Here is a 24,611-nt window from a genome sequence, read left to right as displayed (position 1 = left end):
AGAGTCATATCTAACAAGATCAAATACGAGTCAATAGTTTTTACATCTGGCGTAGCCCAATAGGACGATGCAGGGTATAATTCGTGCTCTAAGCAATCGATTTTTTAGGAAAAATGGACAGTTTAATCGCAATTGCGGCCGCCATACTTTATGGCCTGGCCATCGCAACTATCATCCAGGCTTGGTTAATCAGGTCGGGATCCGTACAAAAACTGTTCTGGTTAGTGCCGTCCTCGCACTGACATTTCATGCTGTGCTGCTCAGCGATTTAATCTTCAGCGGCACAGGCCAGAACCTCAGTATTCTTAATGTCGCATCACTGATTAGCTTCATCATCTCGCTATTTATGAGCGTCGCAATGGTGAAAACTCGCATTTGGTTCTTACTTCCTGTGGTCTATAGTTTTGCGGCAATCAATCTCAGTGCGGCTGCGTTTGTACCGACAGCCTTTATTACCCACCTAGAGCACAACCCGAAGCTGTTGATTCACATTTCACTGGCACTATTCTCTTACTCGACGCTGTCTATTGGCGCACTGTATGCATTGCAACTAGCGTGGCTTGATCACAAGCTGAAAAACAAGAAAGCGCTAACGATTAACCCTAACCTTCCTCCATTAATGATGGTGGAGAGGCAACTTTTCAATATCATCCTCATCGGTACCGGCTTATTAACCGCTACCTTGATCACAGGTTTTGTATTTGTCCAAGATATGTTTGCTCAAGGCAAAGCGCATAAAGGTATTTTGTCCTTAATGGCGTGGATTGTTTATTCGGTGCTGCTTTGGGGACACTATCAAAAAGCTGGCGCGGCAAAAAAGTCACATGGTTTGCAGTCGCGGGCGCCACACTTCTCACGCTCGCTTACTTTGGCAGTCGCTTTGTAAGAGAGATCATCTTGAACTAAGTCGACCTTAGACGCACTACAACTAAAGGCGCGTTGACAATAGGGATTAAGTAGTTCATAAATTAACCAGCTATTAACTAAAGGAATTCTAGGGCATTGGACGACATTTCGACCGGTATTTTATTTGCAATCCTTGCAGGTCTAATTGTAATTTCCGGCTATTTTTCGGGTTCAGAGACAGGGATGATGTCTTTGAACCGATACAGACTTAAACACTTATCTAAAACAGGCCACAAAGGCGCAAAGCGCGTTGAGAAACTGCTTAGCCGTCCTGACCGACTCATCGGCCTGATCCTAATCGGTAATAACCTCGTTAATATACTGGCATCTGCAATCGCAACTGTACTTGGCCTGCGTCTATTTGGTGACTTGGGTGTCGCTATCGCAACCGGTGCACTGACGATGATCATCTTAGTGTTTGCAGAAGTCACGCCAAAAACGCTTGCTGCTCTTTACCCTGAGCGCGTGTCGTTTATGAGTAGCATCGTACTCACCATCCTGATGAAGCTGCTCTCGCCTCTGGTTATCCTGGTGAACTTCATTACCAACGGCTTTATTCGCCTGATTGGGCTTCGTGTCGATCATAACGATGAAGACCATTTGAGCTCGGAAGAGCTGCGCACCGTGGTAAATGAGGCTGGCTCACTTATCCCACGTCGCCACCAAGATATGCTGATTTCGATTCTCGACCTTGAGCACGTGACCGTGAATGACATCATGATTCCACGTAACGAGATCACCGGCATCAACATTAATGATGACTGGAAATCGATTGTTCGTCAGCTAACGCACTCACCCCACGGCCGAGTCGTGCTGTATCGTGACCAAATTGACGAAGTGGTAGGCATGATCAGGCTGCGTGAATCATATCGTTTGATGCTCGAGAAGAACGAGTTCACAAAAGAGACCCTACTTCGCAGCGCCGATGAGGTGTACTTCATTCCAGAAGGCACGCCACTCAACGTACAGATGCTGAAATTCCAACGCAACAAAGAACGTATTGGTCTCATTGTTGATGAATATGGCGATATCAACGGTCTAGTGACGCTTGAAGATATTCTGGAAGAGATTGTTGGCGAGTTCACTACATCGATGGCGCCAACGCTGTCCGATGAAATCACACCGCAAGGTGATGGCAGCTTCTTAATTGAAGGCAGTGCAATATCCGTGATATCAACAAAGGTCTGAAATGGACGCTACCGACCGATGGACCGCGTACCCTAAACGGCCTTATCTTAGAATACTTGGAAGACATTCCTGAGAGTCACCTAAGTGTGCAAGTTGCTGAGCATCAAATGGAAATTGTTGAGTTAGAAGAAAACCGCATCAAGATGGTCAAGGTTTTCCCAAAAGCGAAAAGCAAGAGTTAGCCAGCAAACACAATACAGCTATGAACATATAAACAAACGGCACCGAAAGGTGCCGTTTTGCTTTAATTTACTTGCCGATATTTAAGATATCGAGACTAGTTGATGTTAGGACCAAGCCATTTCTCAGCTTCTTCCAAACTCCAACCTTTACGGTCGGCGTAACTATCTACTTGGTCTTGCTGAATTTGAGCAATCGCAAAGTAGCGAGAATCAGGGTGTGAGAAGTACCAACCCGATACTGAAGCGCCTGGCCACATCGCATAGCTTGTGGTTAGCGACATGCCTATGGTTTCTTCTACATTCAGCATTTCCCATAGCGAGCCTTTCTCAGTGTGCTCAGGACACGCAGGGTAACCAGGAGCCGGGCGAATACCTTGGTATTTCTCGCGAATAAGGTCGTCATTGGAGAGTGCTTCATCCGCAGAGTAGCCCCAGATTTCTTTACGAACTTTTTCGTGCAGGTACTCAGCAAAAGCTTCCGCCAATCGGTCTGCGACTGCTTGGATCATGATGGCATTGTAGTCATCACCTTGCGCCTTGTACTCATCGGCAAGTTCACGCTCACCAATGCCACCTGTTACCGCAAAGGCACCAATCCAATCTTGCTTACCGCTCTCTTTAGGCGCAATGTAGTCCGATAGACAGTAGTTAAAGCCTTTTGGCTTTTCCGTTTGCTGACGAAGGTTATGAAGAACAGTGCGAACTTCACTGCGTGTTTCGTCGGTATAAACCTCAATGTCGTCACCCACAGACGCCGCTGGGAACAAAGCACACATGCCCGCAGCTTTGAGCAGCCCTTCACGCTCAACACGATCAAGTAGGTCGTTGGCATCTTTGTACAGACGCTTCGCCTCTTCACCCACTTCCTCATGTTCTAGAATGGCCGGGTACTTACCCACCAGCGACCAAGTCATAAAGAATGGTGTCCAGTCGATGTAATTACGCAGTGTCGCGACATCGAAGTTTTCAAACACGTGCACGCCTGGCTTAGCCGGTTTTGGCGGTGTGTAGTTCTGCCAATCGATATCGACCTTGTTTTCACGCGCTTTTTCCAGTGTCACTGGCTTAGTGCGTGGCTTTTTACGATTGTGCTGGTCACGAACGCGCTCGTAATCGATATCTAGCTTCTCAACAAACGCAGGTTTTAGTTCGTTAGAAAGTAGCGAAGTACATACACCCACTGCTCGTGATGCGTTGTTCACGTATACCACTGGTTCACTGTAATTCTGCTCAATCTTAACCGCAGTGTGCGCTTTGGATGTCGTCGCGCCGCCAATCAGTAGCGGTAGGTCGAAGCCTTGACGCTCCATCTCTTTGGCGACGTGAACCATTTCATCGAGCGATGGAGTAATGAGACCAGACAAGCCAATAATGTCGACGTTTTCTTCTTTGGCGACTTTGAGGATCTTCTCACAAGGCACCATGACGCCAAGATCGATGATCTCGTAGTTGTTACACTGCAAAACCACGCCAACGATGTTCTTACCGATGTCGTGAACATCACCCTTAACGGTCGCAAGAAGGATCTTACCGTTGCTCGAACCTGCCTGCTTGGACGCGTTAATAAATGGCTCTAGATGCGCTACCGCCTGCTTCATTACACGTGCCGATTTTACTACCTGAGGAAGGAACATCTTACCTTCACCAAATAGGTCACCGACCACGTTCATACCATCCATTAGTGGGCCTTCAATTACCTCGAGAGGTTTTGAGGCATTGACGCGCGCTTCTTCGGTATCTTCAACGATGAACTCGGTGATACCTTTCACAAGCGCATGCTCTAGGCGCTTCTCTACTGGCCATGTACGCCACTCTAGCGCACTGGCATCATCTTCTTTGCCAACGCCTTTATTAGCGTATTCAGCCGCAATATCAAGAAGTCGCTCGGTACCATCATCACGACGGTTGAGTACCACATCTTCTACCGCTTCACGCAGTTTGTCTGGAACGTTATCGTAGATCTCAAGCTGACCGGCATTAACGATGCCCATGTCCATACCGTTCTTGAAACAGTGGTAAAGGAATACAGCATGGATCGCTTCACGAACATAGTTGTTACCACGGAACGAGAAGGAAACATTCGATACACCACCAGAGATCATTGCGTGTGGTAGGTCACGTTTGATATCTGCTACCGCGTCAATAAAGTCGACTGCGTAGTTGTTGTGCTCTTCAATACCCGTTGCTACCGCGAAGATATTCGGGTCAAAGATGATGTCTTCTGGTGGGAAGCCAACTTCATCAACAAGAATACGATAAGCATTGGTACAGATTTCTAGTTTACGCTCGCGAGTTTCAGCCTGACCCACTTCGTCAAACGCCATCACGATAACGGCTGCGCCATAACGGCGGATCAGCTTCGCTTGCTCGACGAATTTCTCTTTGCCTTCTTTTAGCGAGATTGAGTTAACAATGCCTTTGCCTTGGATACACTTAAGACCCGCCTCGATAACTTCCCACTTTGAGGAGTCCACCATGATAGGCACTTTGGAGATCTCTGGCTCAGAAGCACACAGATTTAGGAATCGAACCATACAGGCTTCGGCATCAAGCATGCCTTCATCCATATTGATATCGATGATCTGCGCGCCATTTTCAACTTGCTGACGAGCCACTTCTAACGCTTCGTCATACAACTCTTCTTTGATAAGACGCTTAAAGCGAGCAGAGCCAGTAACGTTGGTACGCTCACCAACGTTGATAAATAGCGATTCTTTCTCAATGGTTAGTGGCTCTAGACCGGAAAGTCGACAAGCAACTGGCAGCTCAGGTAGCGGACGTGGCGTCACCCCTTCTACGGCATTTGCCATCTGACGAATATGCTCTGGCGTGGTACCACAACAGCCGCCTACTAGGTTTAGGAAACCGCTTCGTGCCCATTCACCGATATGTTCAGCCATGTCTTCTGGGGAAAGGTCGTATTCACCAAAGGCATTCGGTAGGCCCGCATTCGGGTGTGCAGAAACGAAGCCTTCAGAGATGCGAGACATCTCTTCAACATATTGCCTTAGCTCATCTGGACCGAGTGCACAGTTAAGGCCAAAGGAAAGTGGCTTCACGTGACGCAATGCGTTGTAGAAAGCTCAGTAGTTTGCCCAGAAAGAGTACGGCCAGAGGCATCGGTGATGGTGCCTGAGATCATCACTGGAAGCTCGATACCTAGCTCTTCAAATACAGATTCAACCGCAAATGAACAAGCTTTTGCATTTAGAGTATCGAAGATGGTTTCAATAAGAATTAGGTCACTACCACCGCGAATCAGAGCGCGAGTGGATTCAGAATACGCCTCCACCAGCTCATCAAAGCTTACATTACGGTAGCCTGGGTCATTAACGTCAGGAGAGATTGAACAGGTACGGTTGGTTGGGCCAAGTACACCGGCTACGTAACGTGGACGCTCTGGCGTTTTGGCTGTCCACTCATCGGCCGCAATTCTGGCAAGCCTAGCCGCTTCGTAGTTGATTTCCTCACTCAGTGATTCCATCTCGTAGTCAGCCATAGCGATCGTGGTGGCGTTGAAGGTGTTGGTTTCAAGAATGTCCGCACCAGCTTCTAGGTAGGCGCTATGGATCTCTTTAATCAGATCTGGCTGAGTTAACACTAAAAGGTCATTGTTGCCTTTAAGATCACACTGCCAATCTGCAAAACGCTCGCCGCGATAGTCCTCTTCTTCAAGCTTGTATCCTTGGATCATGGTGCCCATACCACCATCGATCAAAAGAATACGCTGCTTGAGCTGATTTTCTATCTGCGTTTTTTTGCTTAATGCTTTCTTGCCTTCAACGTACTTACTGCTTCCCACGATACTGCCTCATTCCTTGCTAATGCTGTCATCGTATCATAGATTTTTTAGAAATCTAGACGTCTAAAAAATCTTTACTGACTTGTTATCCTCTCAAACTATCGGACTCTTGAAACAGAAACAAGTTGTTCATGGTCTAGTAAGTCCACGGAGCGAACAAAAAACAACGACATCGCCCGAGTCGCTCTAAACTATAAAACTGACAAATGATTTCACAAATAGTGATTGATATTCGCAAGGGAGAAGAACAAAATCCCATTAACATTTTTTTACACACTTAGGTGAAGTGATGTCCGTCTATCAAACTTTATGCTTTTTGTCCGCGGCAGCCATGCTAATTGCTCTAATAAACAGCAAGATAGGTAAGATGCAAACCACCATCGCGATTACTGCTGGTGCTATGATGCTATCACTACTCATCTTAGTTGCTGGTCAAAACGATTGGTTTCAGTTAACTGAACTGGCGACCGAGACCGTTGCTGATATCGATTTTGAAGATTTTCTACTCCAAGGGATCCTTGGCTTTCTATTGTTTGCCGGCGGTTTGGGTATCAAACTGCCCCACCTCAAAGATCAAAAATGGGAGATCACCGGCCTCGCCTTAGGTGCTACGCTATTTTCCACCTTCTTTATTGGCTTTGTTCTGTATGGTTTCTGTCTACTGATTGGCATTCAGTTTGATCTTATCTATTGCTTACTGTTTGGCGCACTGATCTCCCCTACCGACCCTATCGCCGTTCTTGCCATTGTGAAAAAGCTCAATGCTCCGCAACGAGTCTCAACTCAAGTCGAGGGTGAGTCGCTATTCAACGACGGTTTTGGTCTGGTTATCTTTGTCACCCTGTTTACCATTGCGTTTGGCAGTGAAGCTCCCACACTTGGCAGCGTAACAGCTCTGTTCCTTCAAGAGGCCATTGGCGGTATTGTTTATGGCTTTGTACTCGGCTTAGTATTCCATTACCTCATCAGCTCCACTGACGATCATTCAATGGAACTGCTACTGACTATCGGTATCCCAACCGCAGGCTACGCCTTTGCTGAATTCCTGCATGTCTCAGGGCCACTCTCTATGGTGGTATCAGGCATTATGATTGGTAACTGGACACGCTACATTGGCTTTTCAAAACAGTCCGAAGAGCACCTCGACCATTTCTGGGAGTTAGTCGATGAGTTCTTGAATGGCGTGCTGTTTTTACTTATCGGTATGTCGATGCTGCTATTTCAATTCCACCAAGAAGACTGGATTATGATGCCGTCTCGGTACCGCTGGTGCTTTGTGCGCGTTATTTGAGTGTAGCGCTGGCCTACGTGGGCTTTAAGCGCTACCGCCGCTATAACCCTTGGTCGGTGCGCATTTTAACATGGGGTGGCTTACGTGGTGGTCTCGCAATTGCAATGGCGCTATCTATCCCATCCGGTATCTGGGTAATCGAAGATAAACTTATCGACGTGAAAGAGATCATCATGGTCATGACCTACTCGGTGGTGGTGTTCTCTATCCTGATTCAAGGCTCAACCATCACACCTATGATTGAGAAGGCTAAGTTAGCTGAGAAAGAGATGCAGAAAGAAACGCAGCCTGAAGGCGAGAAAAAAGCTCAACAGGATTAGCAGCAAGTTGACTCAAAATAGCCTCGCAGAATTCGCGGGGCTTTTTATTGCTTTACGAATAGACTAAAAAGTTTAGAAATTTAAAATGCAAAAAGGCCGCATCTTTCGATACGGCCTTCTTTAAAGTGGCTCCCCCTGCGGGACTCGAACCTGCGACATACGGATTAACAGTCCGCCGTTCTACCAACTGAACTAAGGGGGAATTATTTGTGCAAGCTAGGTCGTAAGACCATTATCAGCTTAACACCAAATAATGGTGCCTCGAGGCGGAGTCGAACCACCGACACGCGGATTTTCAATCCGCTGCTCTACCAACTGAGCTATCGAGCAAATAAATGGTGCCGACTACCGGAATCGAACTGGTGACCTACTGATTACAAGTCAGTTGCTCTACCTACTGAGCTAAGTCGGCGACACTTTATTTGTTATTGCTCGTGTTTCTGTTAACAACACCAACAATCTAAATTGTGGTGCCCGGAGGCGGAATCGAACCACCGACACGAGGATTTTCAATCCTCTGCTCTACCGACTGAGCTATCCGGGCAACGGGGCGCTATTAAACGGATTTTCGGCCCTCCCGTCAACGCTTTTTTGAAAAAAACTTTAAAAAAGCGTTCAAGCGCTGCATTTTTCAGCGAATCGTATTTGTTTTAGACAAATTTGGCAAAATTAGCCTTTTCCAGCATTAAAATCTTTTTTGAATTTAGTGACTTTCTCCAAATAGCGACGAGCTTCTGCATTTGGGTGTTTCTTCGTCAGTGCCCAATAAACCTGATTCGGCTGCAGTGAATTAAGATCGTTCATCGCTCGCTTTCTATCTGTTCGGTGGAAGGTGTTTAGTACACCGCCAGTACCACCGTTGTATGCGGAGATCATGCTGTACTCTAGTGAAAGCGGATGACGCACATCGCGAAGGTAACGATTTTTCAAGATGTAGAAATACGCTGTACCGGTATCAATGTTCTGCTCTGGATTAAACAGATACTCTGGCGTTGGTTGCCCTGGCTTATTCTTCACAAGCTTAAATACATCTCGCCCTGCTGTCTTCGGCACCACTTGCATCAAGCCGTAGGCATTAGCCCAGCTCACTGCATACGGGTTAAAACTACTCTCAGTCTTGATGATGGCGTAAATTAAATCTTCTGGAATGTCGTAGCGCTGAGAAGCACGACGGACGATATCCGAATACTGATAGCTTCGCTGCTTGAAGTGATCCGCCACCATAGGGATCTCAACGTAATACGCCTTCTTATAATCTACATTCTTGGTTTTAAGCTTGTTGGCTATCAGGTAGTCTGCAAAACGATTCGCGCGCCAAGTCCATTGAATGGGCTTTTTCTCTTGATCCACGACCTGATTGTACAAAAACGGCTGACCCTCCAAGGTAATGCCTTTTGATGAGAACAAGTCAACGCTAGACGGATCGTCTGGCGTAAGCAGCGTGGTCACAATAGCCGTTTTAAGGTGCTTTTCAGGTTCCGTTGGGGAAACGGTCTCTATGGTGATCAAACCTTTGCTAAAGTTAACCTCAGCGCGGCTCAAATAGTTATCTATGTATTTAACGTAGTTACTTTTACCCGCGACTTTAACTTCGCGGCTACCCCAACGCTTCTCGATATTGCCGTTAAAGCTGCTGATAAGCGCATCGAGCGCGGCAACATCTTTGACATACTGACCCGGCAACTGTGCCAAGTTCTTAGCAAAACGGTTGGTTGGTTCGTAGTTCACATCGTAGATTTTTTCGATGAACTCACGACTACAACCGAGCAACAGTAGCGGCGTTAAAAAATAGATTAACTTCTTCATAGATACCATTTAAAAACACCACCTGTAAGGTGGTGCTTGCTTCATTCCTTGGTCAATTACTCAGATGGCGGTGTATAGCCGTCGATAACGACATCTTTGCCTTCAAACAGAAAGCTCACCATCTCAGCTTCAAGCAGCTTACGATGTTCAGGATCCATCATATTCAGCTTCTTTTCATTGATCAGCATCGTCTGCTTGGATTGCCACTCAGCCCACGCCTGTTTAGAAATGTTATCGAAGATACGCTTACCCAGTTCACCTGGGTACAGTTGAAAGTCTAGGCCTTCAGCATCTTTCTGTAGACGAGCACAAAAAACCATACGGCTCATAATGTTATCCTCAATTAATGTCGTTGTAAGGTGTCTATAAGCTGCTTCACTGGCGCAGCTAGCCCCACTTTTTCTGGTTGGCTAATGTTATACCAAAGACCTTTAGACGGTTCCATCATCATTGTCGGAAGCTGGTTCAGCGTCACGACGATTGGGGTGATATCAAGGTGGTAATGGCTAAAGGTATGTCTAAAGGCGATCTCAATATCCGTGGAGACTATCATGGCCTTACGAATGCCTAACCCTTCAAGTACCGGCTCAATATCCGCTGTTGAGCTCTCTGGAAAACAAAATAGTCCGCCCCAAATCCCCGTTTGCGGACGCTGAGCAAGCCAAAGATCTTGGTTGTGCTTAACAATCACAAACCAGGTCTCTTTCTCTGGCTTTTGTTTCTTAGGCTTTTTGCTGGATAGTCGAGGGGATTTCCTTGCCTGTTCGCCGTACACAATGACTCAATAGGACACAGTGTGCACTTAGGTTTGCTCCGCGTACAGACCATCGCCCCCATATCCATCATGGCCTGATTATACTTATCAGTATCAACTTTAGGCGTATGCTGCTCAGCGATCTCCCACAACTGGTTCTCTACTTTTTTCTGCCCAGGCCAGCCTTCCACTGCAAAACTGCGAGCCAAGGTGCGTTTGACGTTCCCATCAAGAATCGCATGTGGCAATTTATGAACCGAGGACAGCACTGCAGCGGCGGTTGAGCGACCAACACCCGGCAATGCATTCATCTCTTCTAAGGTTAATGGAAATTCACCCCCATATTGTTCTACGACCACTTTGGCGGCTTTATGAAGGTTGCGTGCTCTTGCGTAGTAGCCAAGGCCAGTCCAGAGGTGCAATACCTCATCTTGTGGCGCGTTAGCCAAGGATTCAACTGTTGGGAAATGTTCTAGAAAGCGCTCGTAGTACGGTATTACGGTCGCGACTTGGGTTTGCTGAAGCATGATCTCAGACAGCCACACTTTATAAGCGGTTTTATCTTGCTGCCACGGCAACTGTTTACGACCAAATTTGTCGTACCAGTCTAATATTGAGCGTGCAAAAGGCGTCACAATGTTTCTCTTCTCTCTTATAATTTGCCGGAAATTGCACCACACTTAGTAACAGAAGTAAAACCGCGTGAATTTCTGATCCAATAATGCTTGCTTGATGGCAAATTCTTTGGATAATTCCCGCTCTGATTATTGAATGAACAGGCTAAACCAATGAGTGAAGTGACTACTAACGAATACACTGAAGATGGCAAACTGATTCGCAAAGTTCGCAGTTTTGTTCGTCGCGAAGGACGTCTAACAAAAGGCCAAGAGGCGGCGATGGAAGCGTGCTGGCCAACGATGGGTATTGATTACCAAGAGTCACTACTCGACTGGGAACAGGTGTTTGGTAACAACAACCCTGTGGTTCTAGAGATCGGTTTCGGCATGGGCGCGTCACTGGTTGAAATGGCAAAGAACGCACCAGAGAAGAACTTCATCGGTATTGAAGTGCACAGCCAGGTGTTGGCGCTTGCCTTTCTTCTGCGCGCGATGCGGGTATCACTAACCTGCGAGTAATGTGTCACGATGCGGTTGAAGTGTTTGCTAACATGATCCCTGAAGGCAGCCTAAGCACACTACAACTGTTCTTCCCAGACCCATGGCACAAAAAGCGTCACCACAAGCGCCGTATTGTTCAGTTAGATTTTGCTGAAATGGTAAGAACCAAGCTTATCCCTGAATCTGGTATTTTCCACATGGCAACTGACTGGGAAAACTACGCGGAGCACATGGTAGAGGTGATGAACGAAGCACCTGGTTTTGAAAACATTGCCACTGATGGTGATTTTGTACCACGCCCTGAAGAGCGTCCACTGACAAAATTTGAAGCTCGTGGTCACCGTCTAGGTCACGGTGTTTGGGATATCAAGTACCGTCGCACTGCGTAAGCAAATCGCGAAAGTTTATCAATGAAAAGCCAACCCAACGTTGGCTTTTTTTAGCGCTAATGTTGGGAGAACAATAACCATGAAACCAACAAAACAAATCCTTTCTACCATCCTAAGCGAAGTAAAACCGCTGATTGGGCAAGGCAAAGTCGCCGATTACATCCCTGCGCTTGCCAATGTACCCAATAACAAATTGGGTATCGCAGTCTACACCAATGAAGGTGAAGTCATTACCGCAGGAGATGCGGAAGAAAGCTTCTCAATTCAATCAATTTCCAAAGCGCTGAGTTTAACGCTCGCCATGATGCTCTATAAGCCTGAGGAAATCTGGCAACGCGTTGGCAAAGAGCCATCTGGACAGGCATTTAACTCGCTTATCCAGCTTGAAATGGAGCAAGGTATTCCTCGCAATCCATTCATCAATGCTGGTGCTATTGTGGTGGCTGATTTGCTACAGAGCCGTCTTTCAGCCCCTAGACAGCGTCTACTGGAGTTTGTGCGCGTTTTATCTGGCGATAGCCATATTATCTACGACAAGATTGTGGCTGCGTCTGAGATGATGCATAGCGACCGGAATGCAGCTATCGCTTATCTGATGCGCTCATTCGGTAACTTTAACAACGATGTTATCCCTGTGTTGAATAACTACTTTCACGCTTGCGCGCTTAAAATGAGCTGTGTCGACCTTGCTAAGACCTTTAGCTATCTTGCTAACCAAGGTCAGTCAGTCAACACCAAAAAGCAAATCATCACGCCAACACAAACCAAGCAGCTCAATGCCTTGCTGGCGACTTGTGGATTGTATGATGGTGCTGGCGAGTTCGCGTATCGAGTAGGCATGCCTGGTAAGTCTGGTGTGGGTGGTGGGATCATCGCAATTGTTCCGGGGAAATGACTATTGCAGTCTGGTCACCTGAGCTTGATAAGTCTGGTAACTCACTCGCTGGCACTCGCGCATTAGAAATGCTTTCTGAACGAATCGGTCGCTCAATTTTCTGATAGCCTTTTCAAGATTTAAAACAAAAGAAGCTGGTATCCACCAGCTTCTTTTATATCTATTGTAACCAAACTTTAGTAGCGCGCAGTACTGCCATCAAACAAATGCTGCTGACTATAGAGCAGGTAATTAAGGCCGTTTTCATACATAGCCTTGGTGCGTTTCGATTCACTACAATCAAATGATTTCAAACTTACTGTATCGCTACCGACTCGATAGCACGCCTCTTTTTGGCCGCTTTCAGCGTTAATTCGGATCACTTTGTCATTGGCTAGCCAGTAGAACTGGTTGTTCACGGTAAAATCCGCACCTTCTTGGTAGTTTTTCGCTAACAGGCTTTGTCCAGAGAACCAACCTACTTGTCCTCCCAAGAGGTCAATTACCGTGGGTGCGACATCTTTGTGTGATGCAGAGAAAGGTAAAGTGCCTGTCGGAATCTCCATATTGATACCGTGGATCAAAAACGGAATAGAAACATGCCTGAGATCGTTTTTAGCCCCCACCATAGTGTGGTCAGCGACCAATACCAGTAGCGTTGGTCGCTTAGTTTGCGCTTTCAAACGTTCAACAAAACGTCCCAGTGACTGATCAGCATGGTGCAATACACTGCGGCGCGTTTGCTCATCGGTTTCATCACCAAATACATAGTCAGACTCTCTCGGCAGATAGCTATCGTGCGTAGTCCCTGTATTAATCGTAACAAACTGCGGTGCATCACCAGCGCTTGCTAACTTATCTAACGCGAAATCGTAGATACCATCATCCATATAGCCCCAATAGTTTTGAGCTTGCCCCTTATCTGGGTACTCAAACTTACCGTAGGAGTCGCTAAACCCTAGAGATTGGGCAAATGCACCGACCATGCCTTGACCACTGCCTTGAACAAAAGACGTTTCCCAGCCGCGCTCCTTCAGTAGTTGCGGCAAACAGCGGTATGGCATGCTCTCTAGACGAGTTCCGGCCACACTGCCACCAACTGGGTTAGGCTGCGAGCACATGGTTGCAAATACGCCTTCTACGGTTCGAAAGCCATTGGAGTAAAACGCCTCTGTCGATAGCGATTTATCACGTAGTGCATCAAAGTTAGGAGTGGCATTAACCTCAGAGCCGTAGCTTTGCATATCGTAGGCCGTCCAGCTTTCCAATAGTACTAGCACGACGTCATGCTGCTTGAGTCGATTAACCTTCGTTTTCGGCTTAGGGTTGACTTTCGTTTTGAGCTCATCCATTTGCTGTGGGCTTTGCTCTGGCGTCCAGCGATGGCCTGATTTATCTTCCCCCACCAGCGAGTAGTAAGTAATCGCGTAAGGTGCACTCCAAGCAATACGAGCCTGATTGATATCACCAATCTTATAAGCGTACATGGGTGTTTGTGGTTTATCACTAAAGCCACCGCGCACCGAGGCTACGACAACGACAATAAAAACTAGCGCGACCGACACCGATTGGTACCAACGTTGACTGAAGGTGATCTTTAGAGGAAACCTGCGTAGCAATAGAATAAAGGCGGCCAACATCGCAAGCGCTCCGATGATTAGACCTGCGTACTGGGTAGCCACAGTCGATAGTAGCTCAAACTCCATCCCCTTACCCAAATGAAGATCAACCGTCACATGGCGGTTCGCTTGGCTAAGATAGATGGTATCGCCCATGGTCGAGAAAATAATCCACGCGCCGCACGCTAGCAGCCAAACATGAAACAGACCTTGATACACGCGCTTAAAATAGGCAAATGGTGTGAGCAGAAGTAAGCTTAACCCAGTCAGCAGGAGAGAGACCGTCAGGTCAAATCGTACTCCCCAAAGAACCGCTTTCAGAAACTCCAGCAGTGCTGTGTCTGAATAGTTGATTTCATACCAACCAAGAAAAGTAACTTTAGAAAGAACTGACAATAGTGCCAGCGTCACGACTATTTTTAATAACGAAAGGATCATAGAGCGCCAAGTAATTTCAACAAGTTACTGCATCCTTACAGTAAAACGTCTTCCCGGGCGCGCATTGTAGTCAAACCGTTACTTTTGCAGAAGTAAGTTACGGTAATGGTTGGTCATCATTCCAGTTCAAATTGCTCTAACACATCGTTGAGAAACAGCTTTCCTTTCTCGGTAACTATCCAGTGATCACCTAAATCATCAATATAGCCATTGTCGATGCAGTGCGTCATCGGAGCCTCAATAACGCTCAAGCTTAATCCTGTACGCTCGGTAAACTCAGCCTTAGGGCAAGCCTCCAACAGGCGTAACCGGTTGATAAAGAACTCAAATGGTCTATCTTGGGCTTCTACTTCAGTCTCAGAGTCCAAGTAAGGCTTAAGCATATTGAGATAGCCTCTTGGGTGCTTGACCTTAGTGGTTCGCACAATACGGCCATCTGAAAAACTCAACTTGCCGTGTGCACCGCACCCAATTCCGAGGTAGTCACCAAATCGCCAATAGTTCAGATTATGCTGACATTGGTAGCCTGGCTTACTATAGCCGGAGACTTCATACTGCTGGTAACCCGCCTCTTCAAGCATCTTATGGCCTTGCTCATAGATATCCCAAAGATCGTCATCGTCTGGCAAGGTCGGTGGCTTTGAGTAGAACAAGGTGTTCGGTTCAATGGTTAGCTGATACCAAGAGAGATGCGGCGGCGCGAGATCAATGGCTTGCTGCAGATCACTCAGCGCATCCGTCACCGACTGCTCTGGAAGACCGTGCATTAGATCTAGGTTAAAGCTTTTGAGCCCTATAGTATGAGCAAGCTTTGCCGCATTGATGGCTTCACTCTCTCCATGAATGCGCCCCAACCGTTCAAGCTTTTGTTGCTGGAAGCTCTGAACACCGATTGAAATACGAGTCACACCGCCAGTTTGATAGCGTTTGAACCTTGCCGCTTCGATAGTACCTGGATTGGCTTCCATGGTGATTTCAATATCATCACGAAATGGGATTCGCTGCCTTACACCATCCAACAGCTCCTCAATAAGCTCAGGAGCAATTAAGCTTGGCGTACCACCACCAATGAAGATCGAGTGCAATGGACGCTCATCGTTAGTAAGTTGATAACGAGCAATATCAGCATCCAGATCTTCAAGAAGTGCTGTGATGTAAGCCTGCTGAGGTATCTCTCCCTTTTGAGCATGCGAGTTGAAATCACAGTAAGGACACTTTTGCACACACCACGGGATGTGAATATACAAACTAAGAGGCGGTGGAGTGATGGCAGATAACGTCGACATCGTTTACAGACCTTGAGCTTGAGCGTCTCGAAAAGCTCGTTGAGCGCTTTACCACGGTGAGAAAGCTGCTTTTTACGCACAGGCTCAAGCTCGGCAGAAGCGCAGCCTTCCTCCGGGACGAAGAAAATAGGGTCGTATCCAAAGCCATTTTCACCCGATGCTTCCGTTAAGATCCGGCCTTCCCACTTACCATGACAAACTAGTGGTGTTGGATCGCTCTCATGACGCATTAATACCAGTACACAGTGAAAGCGTGCCGTTCTTTGCTCTTCTGGTACGCCTTGCATTTCAGTAAGCACTTTTTCTAGGTTAAGTTTATCCGTCGCACCTTCACCGTAATAGCGAGCAGAGTAGATGCCAGGTGCACCTTTCAGATAATCAATCTCTAGACCAGAGTCATCCGCAATCGCGGCTAAACCTGTTTCTTTTGCCGCATGTCTGGCTTTGATGATGGCGTTTTCAATAAACGTCGTTCCGGTCTCGGCGACTTCAGAAACGTTGAACTCGCTTTGAGCGTGAACCTCAAAGCCAAAGTCTGACAGCAGGTCTGCCATCTCTTTAACTTTCCCTTGGTTACCGGTTGCTAGGACGATTTTTTTGTTCATGAGAGTATCTCGGGGTTAAGGTTCAACATAAAGCTTTTGACTAAAGGAAACCGGGCCACGGCCTTTGTTTCCAGCGTCGATATCAATCGTAAACTGATACATTTCTTCGTTCACGATCGGAAATTGAGCGAGATAGTATACCGCATCTCCCTCTTTGATTTGCTTAAACTCTAGAGTTTTCATTTGACCGATAAGGTTCTTAGCAACCCCTTTGATGCCTACTTCCATCGCAGGTTTACCCGCGCTAGCCCGATCAAGCACACTCACATTAACGGTAGCGATATGCTCGTTACGTTTTAAGCCGTAACTGCGGGCAATCTTTGGCGTCATAAACGTCGAGTTAAATACAACATAATGCACTTCTGCATCTTTGATGGTTTTAAACTGGCCTGCGGCTGCAGCGCTGCTCATGAGTACAGCAAAGATGAATAACAACGACTTTTTCATCTGTTATCTCCTTGTAAAAAGCCCTCATAAGAGGGCTTGGAATTCCTTGGGTATTTGCGTGGGTGCAATTATCCTGACTTGTTTGTGGCGACCGAGTTCGCCCTTTTCTATCAGTACTTGCTTTTTGCCACTTTACATTGCTTGGCCAAGTATTTACTTAGGTGGGCGTTGGCTTTGCATCGATGGAGGGCGGTTATTGCAACTTTAAACTCATCGCCATGCGCTCCTACCAGTTTGTCTCGGCTCGCCTTAGGTTGTACGTAGATACGTAACACCAGATCCTCACCCACTAAAGTGATAGCTGACATTATAGTCGGAACCAGATTGGACCAATGATATCGCCCATCAGCATGTTGGCAAATTGCAGCACGATAAACAGCACTAATACGCTCAAATCAAAGCCGCCCATAGCAGGGATAATGCGACGAATTGGCGCGAGCATTGGCTCAGTCAGTTGATGGAACACATACTCAATTGGGCTGCGACCTTGACTAACCCAGCTAAGAATCGCTCGAAGTAGCAATACCCAGAATAGCAATCCACCAGCTGCTTTAAGTAGCGACAGAGCGCCCCAGATAAAGAAGCCCGCATCTAAGCTAATACCGCCACCGGAAGAGACCATCACTAGCGCAATAAATTTACCGACACTAAGCAGATAGGCAAACAGCAGCGTCGCCATATCGAGACTGCCGATCGATGGGATAACACGACGCAATGGCGCGACCACTGGTTGCGTGGCCTTAACGATAAACTGAGAGAACGGATTATAGAAATCCGCTCGCGCAGCCTGCAGCCAAATACGTAAAAGAACGACCATAATGTAAAGATCAAACAAGGTCGAAACTAAAAAACTCATTGAATTCATATAAAGCCCTTACGAATAATCATTAGTGGGATTAGAACAGTTTTTCCATTTCTTCTGCACGCGCCACTGCCGCCTGCATCGCTTTGGCTACAATGCCACGAATATCGCTGTCTTCAAAGGTGCGTACCGCTTCTGCAGTCGTTCCACCTTTTGATGTCACTTGCTGACGCAATGTCGCCAGTTCGGTGTCTGGATTAGCAGCTACCATAGTTGCAGCGCCTAATGCCGTTTGCTGTACCAACAAGCGAGCCGTCTCGCTATCAAAGCCACTAGCTATGGCTTGCTGCTGAATCGCTTCCATAAACAAGAAGAAATACGCAGGTGCACTACCAGCGGCTGCAATCACATCATTGATTCCTGACTCTTGCTCTACCAGCATACCTTACCGACCGCTTGCATTAGGTCACCGGCAAACTGTTTATCGGCCTCAGGAGTGACATTGGAAGCAAACAGGCCACTCATCCCCTCACCTACCAGTGATGGAGTGTTTGGCATCACTCGAATAAGGTTCAAGTCGCAAGCAAACATCTGCTGCATTCGTGCAACGTTGATTCCTGCAGCAATCGAGATTACTAGCTTATTGCTAAAATCGATGACTTGAAGTGGCTTTGCTACCTCTTCCATTAATTGCGGCTTTACCGCCATGACGACAACATCAGCTTGCTGCGCCGCGACAACATTGTCAGTGGTTACCTGTACGCCATAGTCCTGTTGCAATGCCGTGAGCTTCGCTTCACTGCGGTTGGTAGCAATGATTTGGCTTGGTTCGTATCCACTAGCAACCAGACCTGCAACTATCGATCGCGTCATGTTGCCCGCTCCGATAAAGGCGACTTTTCTTTGTTCCATGAAACTCATCCTAAAAAATAAAAGCTAAGCTAAGTGCTGCCTAAGCTTTGTTACTGTAATCTCTTGCGCCGAATATTGCTGTGCCGATACGTACAATCGTACTGCCCGCTTCAATCGCTGCTTGCATGTCTCCGCTCATTCCCATCGATAACGTATCCACCTGCGGATAGCGCTCTGCCAGCGCATCCTTGACTTTTGCTAGCGCTTTAAATGCAACAAGCTGAGATTGATAGTCACTGACATTTTCAGGAATGGACATCACTCCTCTTAAAGTGAGGTTGGGAAGCTCAGATATCAACTGGGCAAGCTCAAACACCTGCTCATCATCAACGCCAGACTTACTGGCTTCACCACTGGTATTCACCTGAATCAGTACCTGAAGCGGAGGCATATCTGCCGGTCTTTGATCGTTGAGACGCTGTGCAATTTTATCTCTATTGATGGTGTGCACCCAATCAAAATGTTCAGCTACTGGTCGAGTCTTATTTGATTGAATTGGACCAATAAAGTGCCATTCGATATTTAGATCTGGATGCTGCTCTCTGAATAACGCTACTTTGGCCACGCCCTCTTGCACGTAGTTTTCACCAAACATGCGATGCCCAGCCTCACAGGCTTCTAGAATCGCTTCCACAGGCTTAGTTTTACTTACCGCGAGTAGTTGCACCTCACCTTGCACTCTCCCGCAGTTTTGCTCTGTAGCCGCAATTTGCGAGTTAATTAGTTGTATATTGTTCTGAATGCTAGTCATAGATTTAAAGTCAAAAGGAAAATGAATGGATATCACCGAGTTACTAGACTTCAGTGTAAAGCATAATGCCTCAGATCTACACCTTTCTGCTGGGGTTTCACCTATGGTGCGCATCGATGGAGAAGTGAGAAAACTAGGCATCCCGGCTTTAGAGCATTCTGAAGTTCATAAACTCATCTTTGATATCATGAATGACAAGCAGCGCAACGAGTACCAAGAGCATTTAGAAATCGACTTTTCGTTTGAACTTCCCAATATCGGCCGCTTTCGCGCCAATGCGTTTAATCAATCTCGAGGTTGCTCAGCCGTGTTTCGAACTATACCCACCAAAATACCGACACTCGAAGACATTGGCGCACCGAGCAAGTTTGCAGAACTTGCCAGTCTTGAGAATGGGCTAGTACTGGTAACAGGACCAACCGGCTCTGGTAAATCCACCACACTCGCTGCTATGGTCAATCACATTAATGAACATCAAAACAAGCACATCTTGACTATTGAAGATCCAATCGAATTTATCCATAGCAACAAGAAATGCCTCGTTAATCAACGTGAAGTGCATAGGGATACTCATAGCTTTAATGCAGCGCTTCGTTCTGCGCTGCGGGAAGACCCAGATATTATCCTTGTCGGCGAGCTTCGCGACCAAGAAACCATTAGCCTTGCGTTGACGGCGGCTGAAACAGGGCATTTGGTGTTTGCCACTATGCACACTAACTCTGCAGCCAAGTCAGTAGACAGGATTGTTGATGTGTTTTCCGGCCAAGATAAAGACATGGTTCGCTCTATGCTCTCTGAATCATTACGAGCCGTCATTGCACAAACACTACTTAAGCGCCTGGGAGGTGGACGAGTTGCGTGTCATGAAATCATGGTTGGAACTCCTGCGATACGCAACCTCATCAGAGAAGACAAGGTGGCTCAAATGTTTTCTGTTATCCAGACAGGCGCTGCGAATGGAATGCAAACCATGGAGCAGCACGCAAGGCAGCTTCTTTCTCAAGGCCTAATCGATATTGAAGAGGTCAGTAAGAAAGTGGTTCAAAATGACACTCTGTTCCAGTAAGGAAACACCATGCCAATCATTGATGACATTCTAAATCACATGCTAGAGCTGAAAGCCTCGGATCTCTACCTGACGGTGGGGGCTCCTGTTCTGTATCGCGTCGATGGCGAGCTAAAGTCTAGGGGAGATACACTTACTGAGCAGGCGATCCTCGAGCTATTAAACGCGGTCATGGATAATAACCTTCAACAAGATTACCTCACGACTAAAGAGGCAAACTTTGCGATCGTAAAAGCAATTGGCCGCTTTCGCGTCAGTGCCTTTTTTCAACGAGAACTCCCTGGAGCGGTAATACGCCGTATCGAAACCCAAATACCTAGCTTTGAAGAGCTAGCACTACCCGACGTTCTACAGGACTTAGCGATCGCCAAACGTGGGCTGGTGCTTGTGGTTGGCGCAACCGGATCTGGAAAATCAACCACGATGGCAGCGATGACGGGGTATCGCAACCGTAATCGAAGTGGACATATCCTAACGGTGGAAGATCCGATTGAGTTTGTGCATGAGCATCAGAAATGCATTGTTACCCAAAGAGAGGTGGGGTTAGATACAGAGAGCTACGACGTCGCGCTAAAAAATTCACTCAGACAAGCTCCCGACATGATCCTTATTGGTGAAATTCGCACTCGTGCAACCATGGAATATGCGATGGCTTTCGCCGAAACAGGCCACCTATGTATGGCGACTCTGCATGCCAATAACGCCAACCAAGCATTAGAAAGAGTACTTCATCTCGTACCCAAGGAGCGCAAAGAGCAGTTTCTGTTTGATCTTTCAACCAACTTAAGAGGGATCGTCGCACAGCAGTTGATAAGGGATAAAAACGGACGAGGTCGACATGGGGTATTTGAAGTACTTCTTAATAGCCCCAGAGTCGCTGAGCTGATACGCAAAGGCGATCTCCACGAAATCAAAACAGCGATGAACAAAAGCAAAGAAGTCGGAATGCAAACCTTCGACCAAGCCCTGTACGACCTTGTTCTGGCGGATAAAATCAATCAAAGCGACGCTCTGCACAGTGCAGACTCACCAAACGACCTAAGGCTGATGCTAAAACTTCAAGAGAGCGATTCTAAACAGCAAAGTAGATTGAGTGGTATTAAGATAGATATGAGTTGAGTTTGAGAGCATTAAATGCAAAAAAGGCCGTATCTTTCGATACGGCCTTTTCTAAAGTGGCTCCCCCTGCGGGACTAGTACGGGGCCGCCTAGGTCTGCGACATCAAGCTTATAAAGCTTGGGAGCATCAAATGCAAAAAAGCCGCATCTTTCGATGCGGCTTTCTTAAAGTGGCTCCCCCTGCGGGACTAGTACGGGGCCGCCTAGGTCTGCGACATCAAGCTTATAAAGCTTGGGAGCATCAAATGCAAAAAAAGCCGCATCTTTCGATGCAGCTTTCTTAAAGTGGCTCCCCCTGCGGGACTCGAACCTGCGACATACGGATTAACAGTCCGCCGTTCTACCAACTGAACTAAGGGGGAATTGCTTTTCGCAATAAAGTGGTGCCGACTACCGGAATCGAACTGGTGACCTACTGATTACAAGTCAGTTGCTCTACCTACTGAGCTAAGTCGGCACTTAAAGCAAGCTTTCGCTTACTTTTAAAAGTGGCTCCCCCTGCGGGACTCGAACCTGCGACATACGGATTAACAGTCCGCCGTTCTACCAACTGAACTAAGGGGGAATTACTTTACGTAAATAAATGGTGCCGACTACCGGAATCGAACTGGTGACCTACTGATTACAAGTCAGTTGCTCTACCTACTGAGCTAAGTCGGCGACACTTTATTTTGTTATTGCTCGTACTAATTGTCTTAGCACCAACAATCTAAATTGTGGTGCCCGGAGGCGGAATCGAACCACCGACACGAGGATTTTCAATCCTCTGCTCTACCGACTGAGCTATCCGGGCGACGAGGTGTATTAAACGGTTTTTCGGCCTTTAGGTCAACACTAAATTGCAAAAAAAATATCGTTTGTTGCTTTTATATACTTAGCGTTCTATTTTTATTCGTTTGGTGCTCAAAAACAAGCCCTAGCAGTGGATCAGACAATTGTAGACCACGTTATTACTGGACTTGAGACAGTTCCCAAGCACCAAAAAAGTATCAATTTTAACGCCTACAGCCAACCTTATTTTATGTTAAGCCACTTCAAAACGAGCCACTTTCGAACTTAGATCTTCAGAAAGCTGGTTTAATGTTTGAGTCGCTCGCTTAGTTTCGTCGACAACACCTCTTAATTCGCTGCCACTGTGTTCAATCATATTGATGCGTTGTGAGATATCATCACTCACTTCTGTTTGCTCAGCGGCCGCTGTCGCGATCTGTTGGCTTTTCTCGGTAATGGCTTCAAGGCTCACGACAACTTCTTGAAGTGCACGAGAAGCAGTTTGAGACTCAGAAACCGTTGCCTGGCTCGTTTCAGCACAAAGTAGAATACTTTGAATCGCGTTTTGAGAGCCAGATTGTAAGTTACCGATCATCTCTTGGATCTCTTTAGTGCTCTGCTGAGTTCGACCAGCTAGGTTACGCACTTCATCAGCGACGACTGCAAAACCTCTACCTTGTTCGCCTGCACGTGCCGCTTCAATGGCTGCGTTCAATGCGAGAAGGTTGGTCTGCTCTGCAATATCACCAATAACATCGAGAACGCGCGCGATATTATTCACATCACTGTCGAGTTCAGACACCGCCGTACTCGCGCCCTCCAGCTGAGTGGCTAGACCTTCGATATTCGACACGGTCGCTAGAATAAGCTGACTCACTTGTTGGCTCTGTTTGTCTGCTTCATCCGTACTCTGCGCCGCATCAGTGGCCGATTGAGCAACATGAGAAGCAGAGGAAGCCATTTCCGTCATAGCCGTAGCGATCATCTCTGTACTTTGCTGCTGAGTAGATGCTAGCGACGCGATAACCGAAGAGCGAGAATCAGCGTCTGAGAGCTGTGACGTAATAGACGCGGTTACCTTCTCGATGCTAGACAGTAATGAAGCAAGTGAGAGGTTCATGGTCTGTACTGAATGATAAATACTGCCTTCAATTGCTTTATGCTCAAAGTTTGTCTTTAGCTTGCCATCTGCAACGTCGCGGACAGCTTTAAGCACATCAGAGGGCTCTCCACCTAGGATGGAGGTCATTCTATTTAGAGAAGTTAGCAAAAGGCCTACGATGGCTACAATAATGACTAAACAAAATGACAGTTGCCATTTAGCGGTTGACCAGAAGCGTTCGTTAACTTCATTGAAGCCAATACCCGTACCTACGACCCAGTTCCAATGAGGCGTACGCTCAGCAATAGACAACTTGTCCTCTACTGAGCCATCTGGGAGTGCCTGAGACCAATGATACTCAATAAGAGAGCCTGTTGTATTCCCCAGCTTACTCAAAATGATATCAGCGACACTACGACCGCTACTATCTTTGAAATCGTGGAAGCTTGTACCATGTAGTTGAGGATCCAATGGTGCAGCAATAAAGACCATTTGATCATCGGCGACATACACATACTCATTATCCTTATAGACATTGTTCCTAAGTATGCGCGTTGCAATTGCCTTAGCTTCTGACTCAGAGAGCACACCTTCTATCGCCAACTTCTCTAGTTCAGCAATGGTTGAATAAGTGCTCGTGAAAATCTCAGTCACTCGAGATTTATTGTCACTGTCGCTAGCGACACGAAGTGACCAAAGGCCTGATATCGCAACAGCGACGACGGCAACAAGGATAATTAGAGATAATAAATATGTCTGATTTTTTAACTTCATTTTTTTGCTCAGATACTGATAACGTACGGAATATTGCATTTCGATGAAGAATACATGACAGATATATCATTTAAAGTAGGAGTGTCGAAAACTATGACGGGGATTAAATTTGCAAGATAAATTAAGTTTCTTGTTAAAGATTTGAATCAAATGGTCGCTGCCCAAGAGTGCAGAGTTAAGTGTTGAAAGAGCTGAATTGTTCAGCAACCTGGAGATGTAGAATCGAGCCTAGTCTAGGGCTTAGTATGTCGCAGATAGCAAAAAGCCTCGTCTTTCGACGAGGCTTCTT

Annotated in this window: 12 protein-coding genes, 8 tRNA genes and 9 pseudogenes; 7 read left to right on the top strand and 22 right to left on the bottom strand. The window is 46.8% G+C overall.

Annotation, left to right across the window (positions count from 1 at the left end; translation table 11 throughout):
- The first annotated feature begins 113 nt into the window (after nt 1–113).
- Nucleotides 114–906: pseudogene (locus tag TZ48_RS08120) on the top strand (cytochrome C assembly family protein).
- A gap of 96 nt (nt 907–1,002) precedes the next feature.
- A pseudogene (locus TZ48_RS08115) lies at nt 1,003–2,276 on the top strand (HlyC/CorC family transporter).
- A 95-nt stretch (nt 2,277–2,371) separates the two neighbouring features.
- On the opposite strand, the pseudogene metH reads toward TZ48_RS08115, so the two are convergent.
- Nucleotides 2,372–6,024, bottom strand: a pseudogene (metH, locus tag TZ48_RS08110) (methionine synthase).
- Nucleotides 6,025–6,367: 343 nt separating this feature from the next.
- On the opposite strand from metH, the pseudogene TZ48_RS08105 reads away from it, so the two are divergent.
- Nucleotides 6,368–7,689 (top strand): annotated as a pseudogene (locus tag TZ48_RS08105) (cation:proton antiporter).
- A gap of 126 nt (nt 7,690–7,815) precedes the next feature.
- Here TZ48_RS08105 and TZ48_RS08100 read toward each other — a convergent pair.
- From TZ48_RS08100 to mutY, 7 genes are all read right to left on the bottom strand, one after another.
- Nucleotides 7,816–7,891: transfer RNA gene (locus TZ48_RS08100), tRNA-Asn, on the bottom strand.
- Between the two features lie 134 nt (nt 7,892–8,025).
- Nucleotides 8,026–8,101 (bottom strand) — tRNA-Thr (locus TZ48_RS08090).
- Nucleotides 8,102–8,157: 56 nt separating this feature from the next.
- Nucleotides 8,158–8,233: transfer RNA gene (locus tag TZ48_RS08085), tRNA-Phe, on the bottom strand.
- A gap of 125 nt (nt 8,234–8,358) precedes the next feature.
- Nucleotides 8,359–9,495: a membrane-bound lytic murein transglycosylase MltC gene (mltC, locus tag TZ48_RS08080; protein WP_112478820.1), complete on the bottom strand. Its 1,137-nt coding sequence runs from the start codon at nt 9,493–9,495 to the stop codon at nt 8,359–8,361.
- Between the two features lie 56 nt (nt 9,496–9,551).
- Entirely contained in the window at nt 9,552–9,824 is a 273-nt protein-coding gene (locus TZ48_RS08075; protein WP_112459442.1) for an oxidative damage protection protein, read from the bottom strand.
- A gap of 14 nt (nt 9,825–9,838) precedes the next feature.
- Nucleotides 9,839–10,186 (bottom strand): NUDIX domain-containing protein, encoded by a 348-nt coding sequence (locus tag TZ48_RS26290; protein WP_420822926.1) that lies wholly within the window; start codon nt 10,184–10,186, stop codon nt 9,839–9,841.
- Entirely contained in the window at nt 10,183–10,884 is a 702-nt protein-coding gene (gene mutY / locus TZ48_RS08070) for an A/G-specific adenine glycosylase (protein ID WP_420822925.1), read from the bottom strand. The genes TZ48_RS26290 and mutY overlap by 4 nt, the downstream gene beginning before the upstream one ends.
- Nucleotides 10,885–11,037: 153 nt before the next feature.
- Between mutY and trmB the strand changes: the two are divergent.
- Nucleotides 11,038–11,756, top strand: a pseudogene (trmB, locus tag TZ48_RS08065) (tRNA (guanosine(46)-N7)-methyltransferase TrmB).
- 79 nt (nt 11,757–11,835) lie between these two features.
- Nucleotides 11,836–12,755: pseudogene (glsB, locus tag TZ48_RS08060) on the top strand (glutaminase B).
- 72 nt (nt 12,756–12,827) lie between these two features.
- Here the strand turns inward: glsB and TZ48_RS08055 are convergent.
- The 8 genes and pseudogenes from TZ48_RS08055 to TZ48_RS08020 form a co-directional block, all read right to left on the bottom strand.
- On the bottom strand, nt 12,828–14,687 hold the full coding sequence (locus TZ48_RS08055) for an LTA synthase family protein (protein WP_112478810.1): 1,860 nt from the start codon (nt 14,685–14,687) through the stop codon (nt 12,828–12,830).
- Between the two features lie 116 nt (nt 14,688–14,803).
- Nucleotides 14,804–15,973, bottom strand: a complete 1,170-nt coding sequence (gene hemW / locus TZ48_RS08050) for a radical SAM family heme chaperone HemW (RefSeq protein WP_112478809.1) — start codon at nt 15,971–15,973, stop codon at nt 14,804–14,806.
- A gap of 8 nt (nt 15,974–15,981) precedes the next feature.
- Nucleotides 15,982–16,578, bottom strand: a pseudogene (locus tag TZ48_RS08045) (XTP/dITP diphosphatase); the annotation flags it as partial.
- A 15-nt stretch (nt 16,579–16,593) separates the two neighbouring features.
- Nucleotides 16,594–17,025, bottom strand: coding sequence for a DUF4426 domain-containing protein (locus tag TZ48_RS08040; protein WP_042501032.1), 432 nt, complete (start codon nt 17,023–17,025; stop codon nt 16,594–16,596).
- A 24-nt stretch (nt 17,026–17,049) separates the two neighbouring features.
- Nucleotides 17,050–17,333: pseudogene (locus tag TZ48_RS08035) on the bottom strand (DUF167 family protein).
- On the bottom strand, nt 17,333–17,890 hold the full coding sequence (locus TZ48_RS08030) for a YggT family protein (protein ID WP_042501029.1): 558 nt from the start codon (nt 17,888–17,890) through the stop codon (nt 17,333–17,335). The pseudogene TZ48_RS08035 and the gene TZ48_RS08030 overlap by 1 nt, the downstream one beginning before the upstream one ends.
- 31 nt (nt 17,891–17,921) lie before the next feature.
- Nucleotides 17,922–18,739: pseudogene (gene proC / locus TZ48_RS08025) on the bottom strand (pyrroline-5-carboxylate reductase).
- 40 nt (nt 18,740–18,779) lie between these two features.
- Nucleotides 18,780–19,490 (bottom strand): YggS family pyridoxal phosphate-dependent enzyme, encoded by a 711-nt coding sequence (locus TZ48_RS08020; RefSeq protein ID WP_112478808.1) that lies wholly within the window; start codon nt 19,488–19,490, stop codon nt 18,780–18,782.
- A gap of 25 nt (nt 19,491–19,515) precedes the next feature.
- Between TZ48_RS08020 and TZ48_RS08015 the strand changes: the two genes are divergently transcribed.
- On the top strand, nt 19,516–20,556 hold the full coding sequence (locus TZ48_RS08015) for a type IV pilus twitching motility protein PilT (protein WP_112478807.1): 1,041 nt from the start codon (nt 19,516–19,518) through the stop codon (nt 20,554–20,556).
- Between the two features lie 9 nt (nt 20,557–20,565).
- On the top strand, nt 20,566–21,675 hold the full coding sequence (locus tag TZ48_RS08010) for a PilT/PilU family type 4a pilus ATPase (protein WP_112478806.1): 1,110 nt from the start codon (nt 20,566–20,568) through the stop codon (nt 21,673–21,675).
- 286 nt (nt 21,676–21,961) lie between these two features.
- Here TZ48_RS08010 and TZ48_RS08000 read toward each other — a convergent pair.
- From TZ48_RS08000 to TZ48_RS07975, 6 genes are all read right to left on the bottom strand, one after another.
- A tRNA-Asn gene (locus tag TZ48_RS08000) sits at nt 21,962–22,037 on the bottom strand.
- A 19-nt stretch (nt 22,038–22,056) separates the two neighbouring features.
- Nucleotides 22,057–22,132, bottom strand: a tRNA-Thr gene (locus TZ48_RS07995).
- 32 nt (nt 22,133–22,164) lie between these two features.
- A tRNA-Asn gene (locus tag TZ48_RS07990) sits at nt 22,165–22,240 on the bottom strand.
- A 19-nt stretch (nt 22,241–22,259) separates the two neighbouring features.
- Nucleotides 22,260–22,335 (bottom strand) — tRNA-Thr (locus TZ48_RS07985).
- 57 nt (nt 22,336–22,392) lie between these two features.
- A tRNA-Phe gene (locus TZ48_RS07980) sits at nt 22,393–22,468 on the bottom strand.
- 231 nt (nt 22,469–22,699) lie between these two features.
- Nucleotides 22,700–24,322: a methyl-accepting chemotaxis protein gene (locus TZ48_RS07975; protein WP_112478804.1), complete on the bottom strand. Its 1,623-nt coding sequence runs from the start codon at nt 24,320–24,322 to the stop codon at nt 22,700–22,702.
- Nucleotides 24,323–24,611 lie beyond the last annotated feature (289 nt).

The sequence above is a fragment of the Vibrio variabilis genome (assembly GCF_003263785.1).
GTDB classification, from domain to species: domain Bacteria; phylum Pseudomonadota; class Gammaproteobacteria; order Enterobacterales; family Vibrionaceae; genus Vibrio; species Vibrio variabilis.
This window is presented reverse-complemented; position numbering and strand designations above follow the sequence as displayed.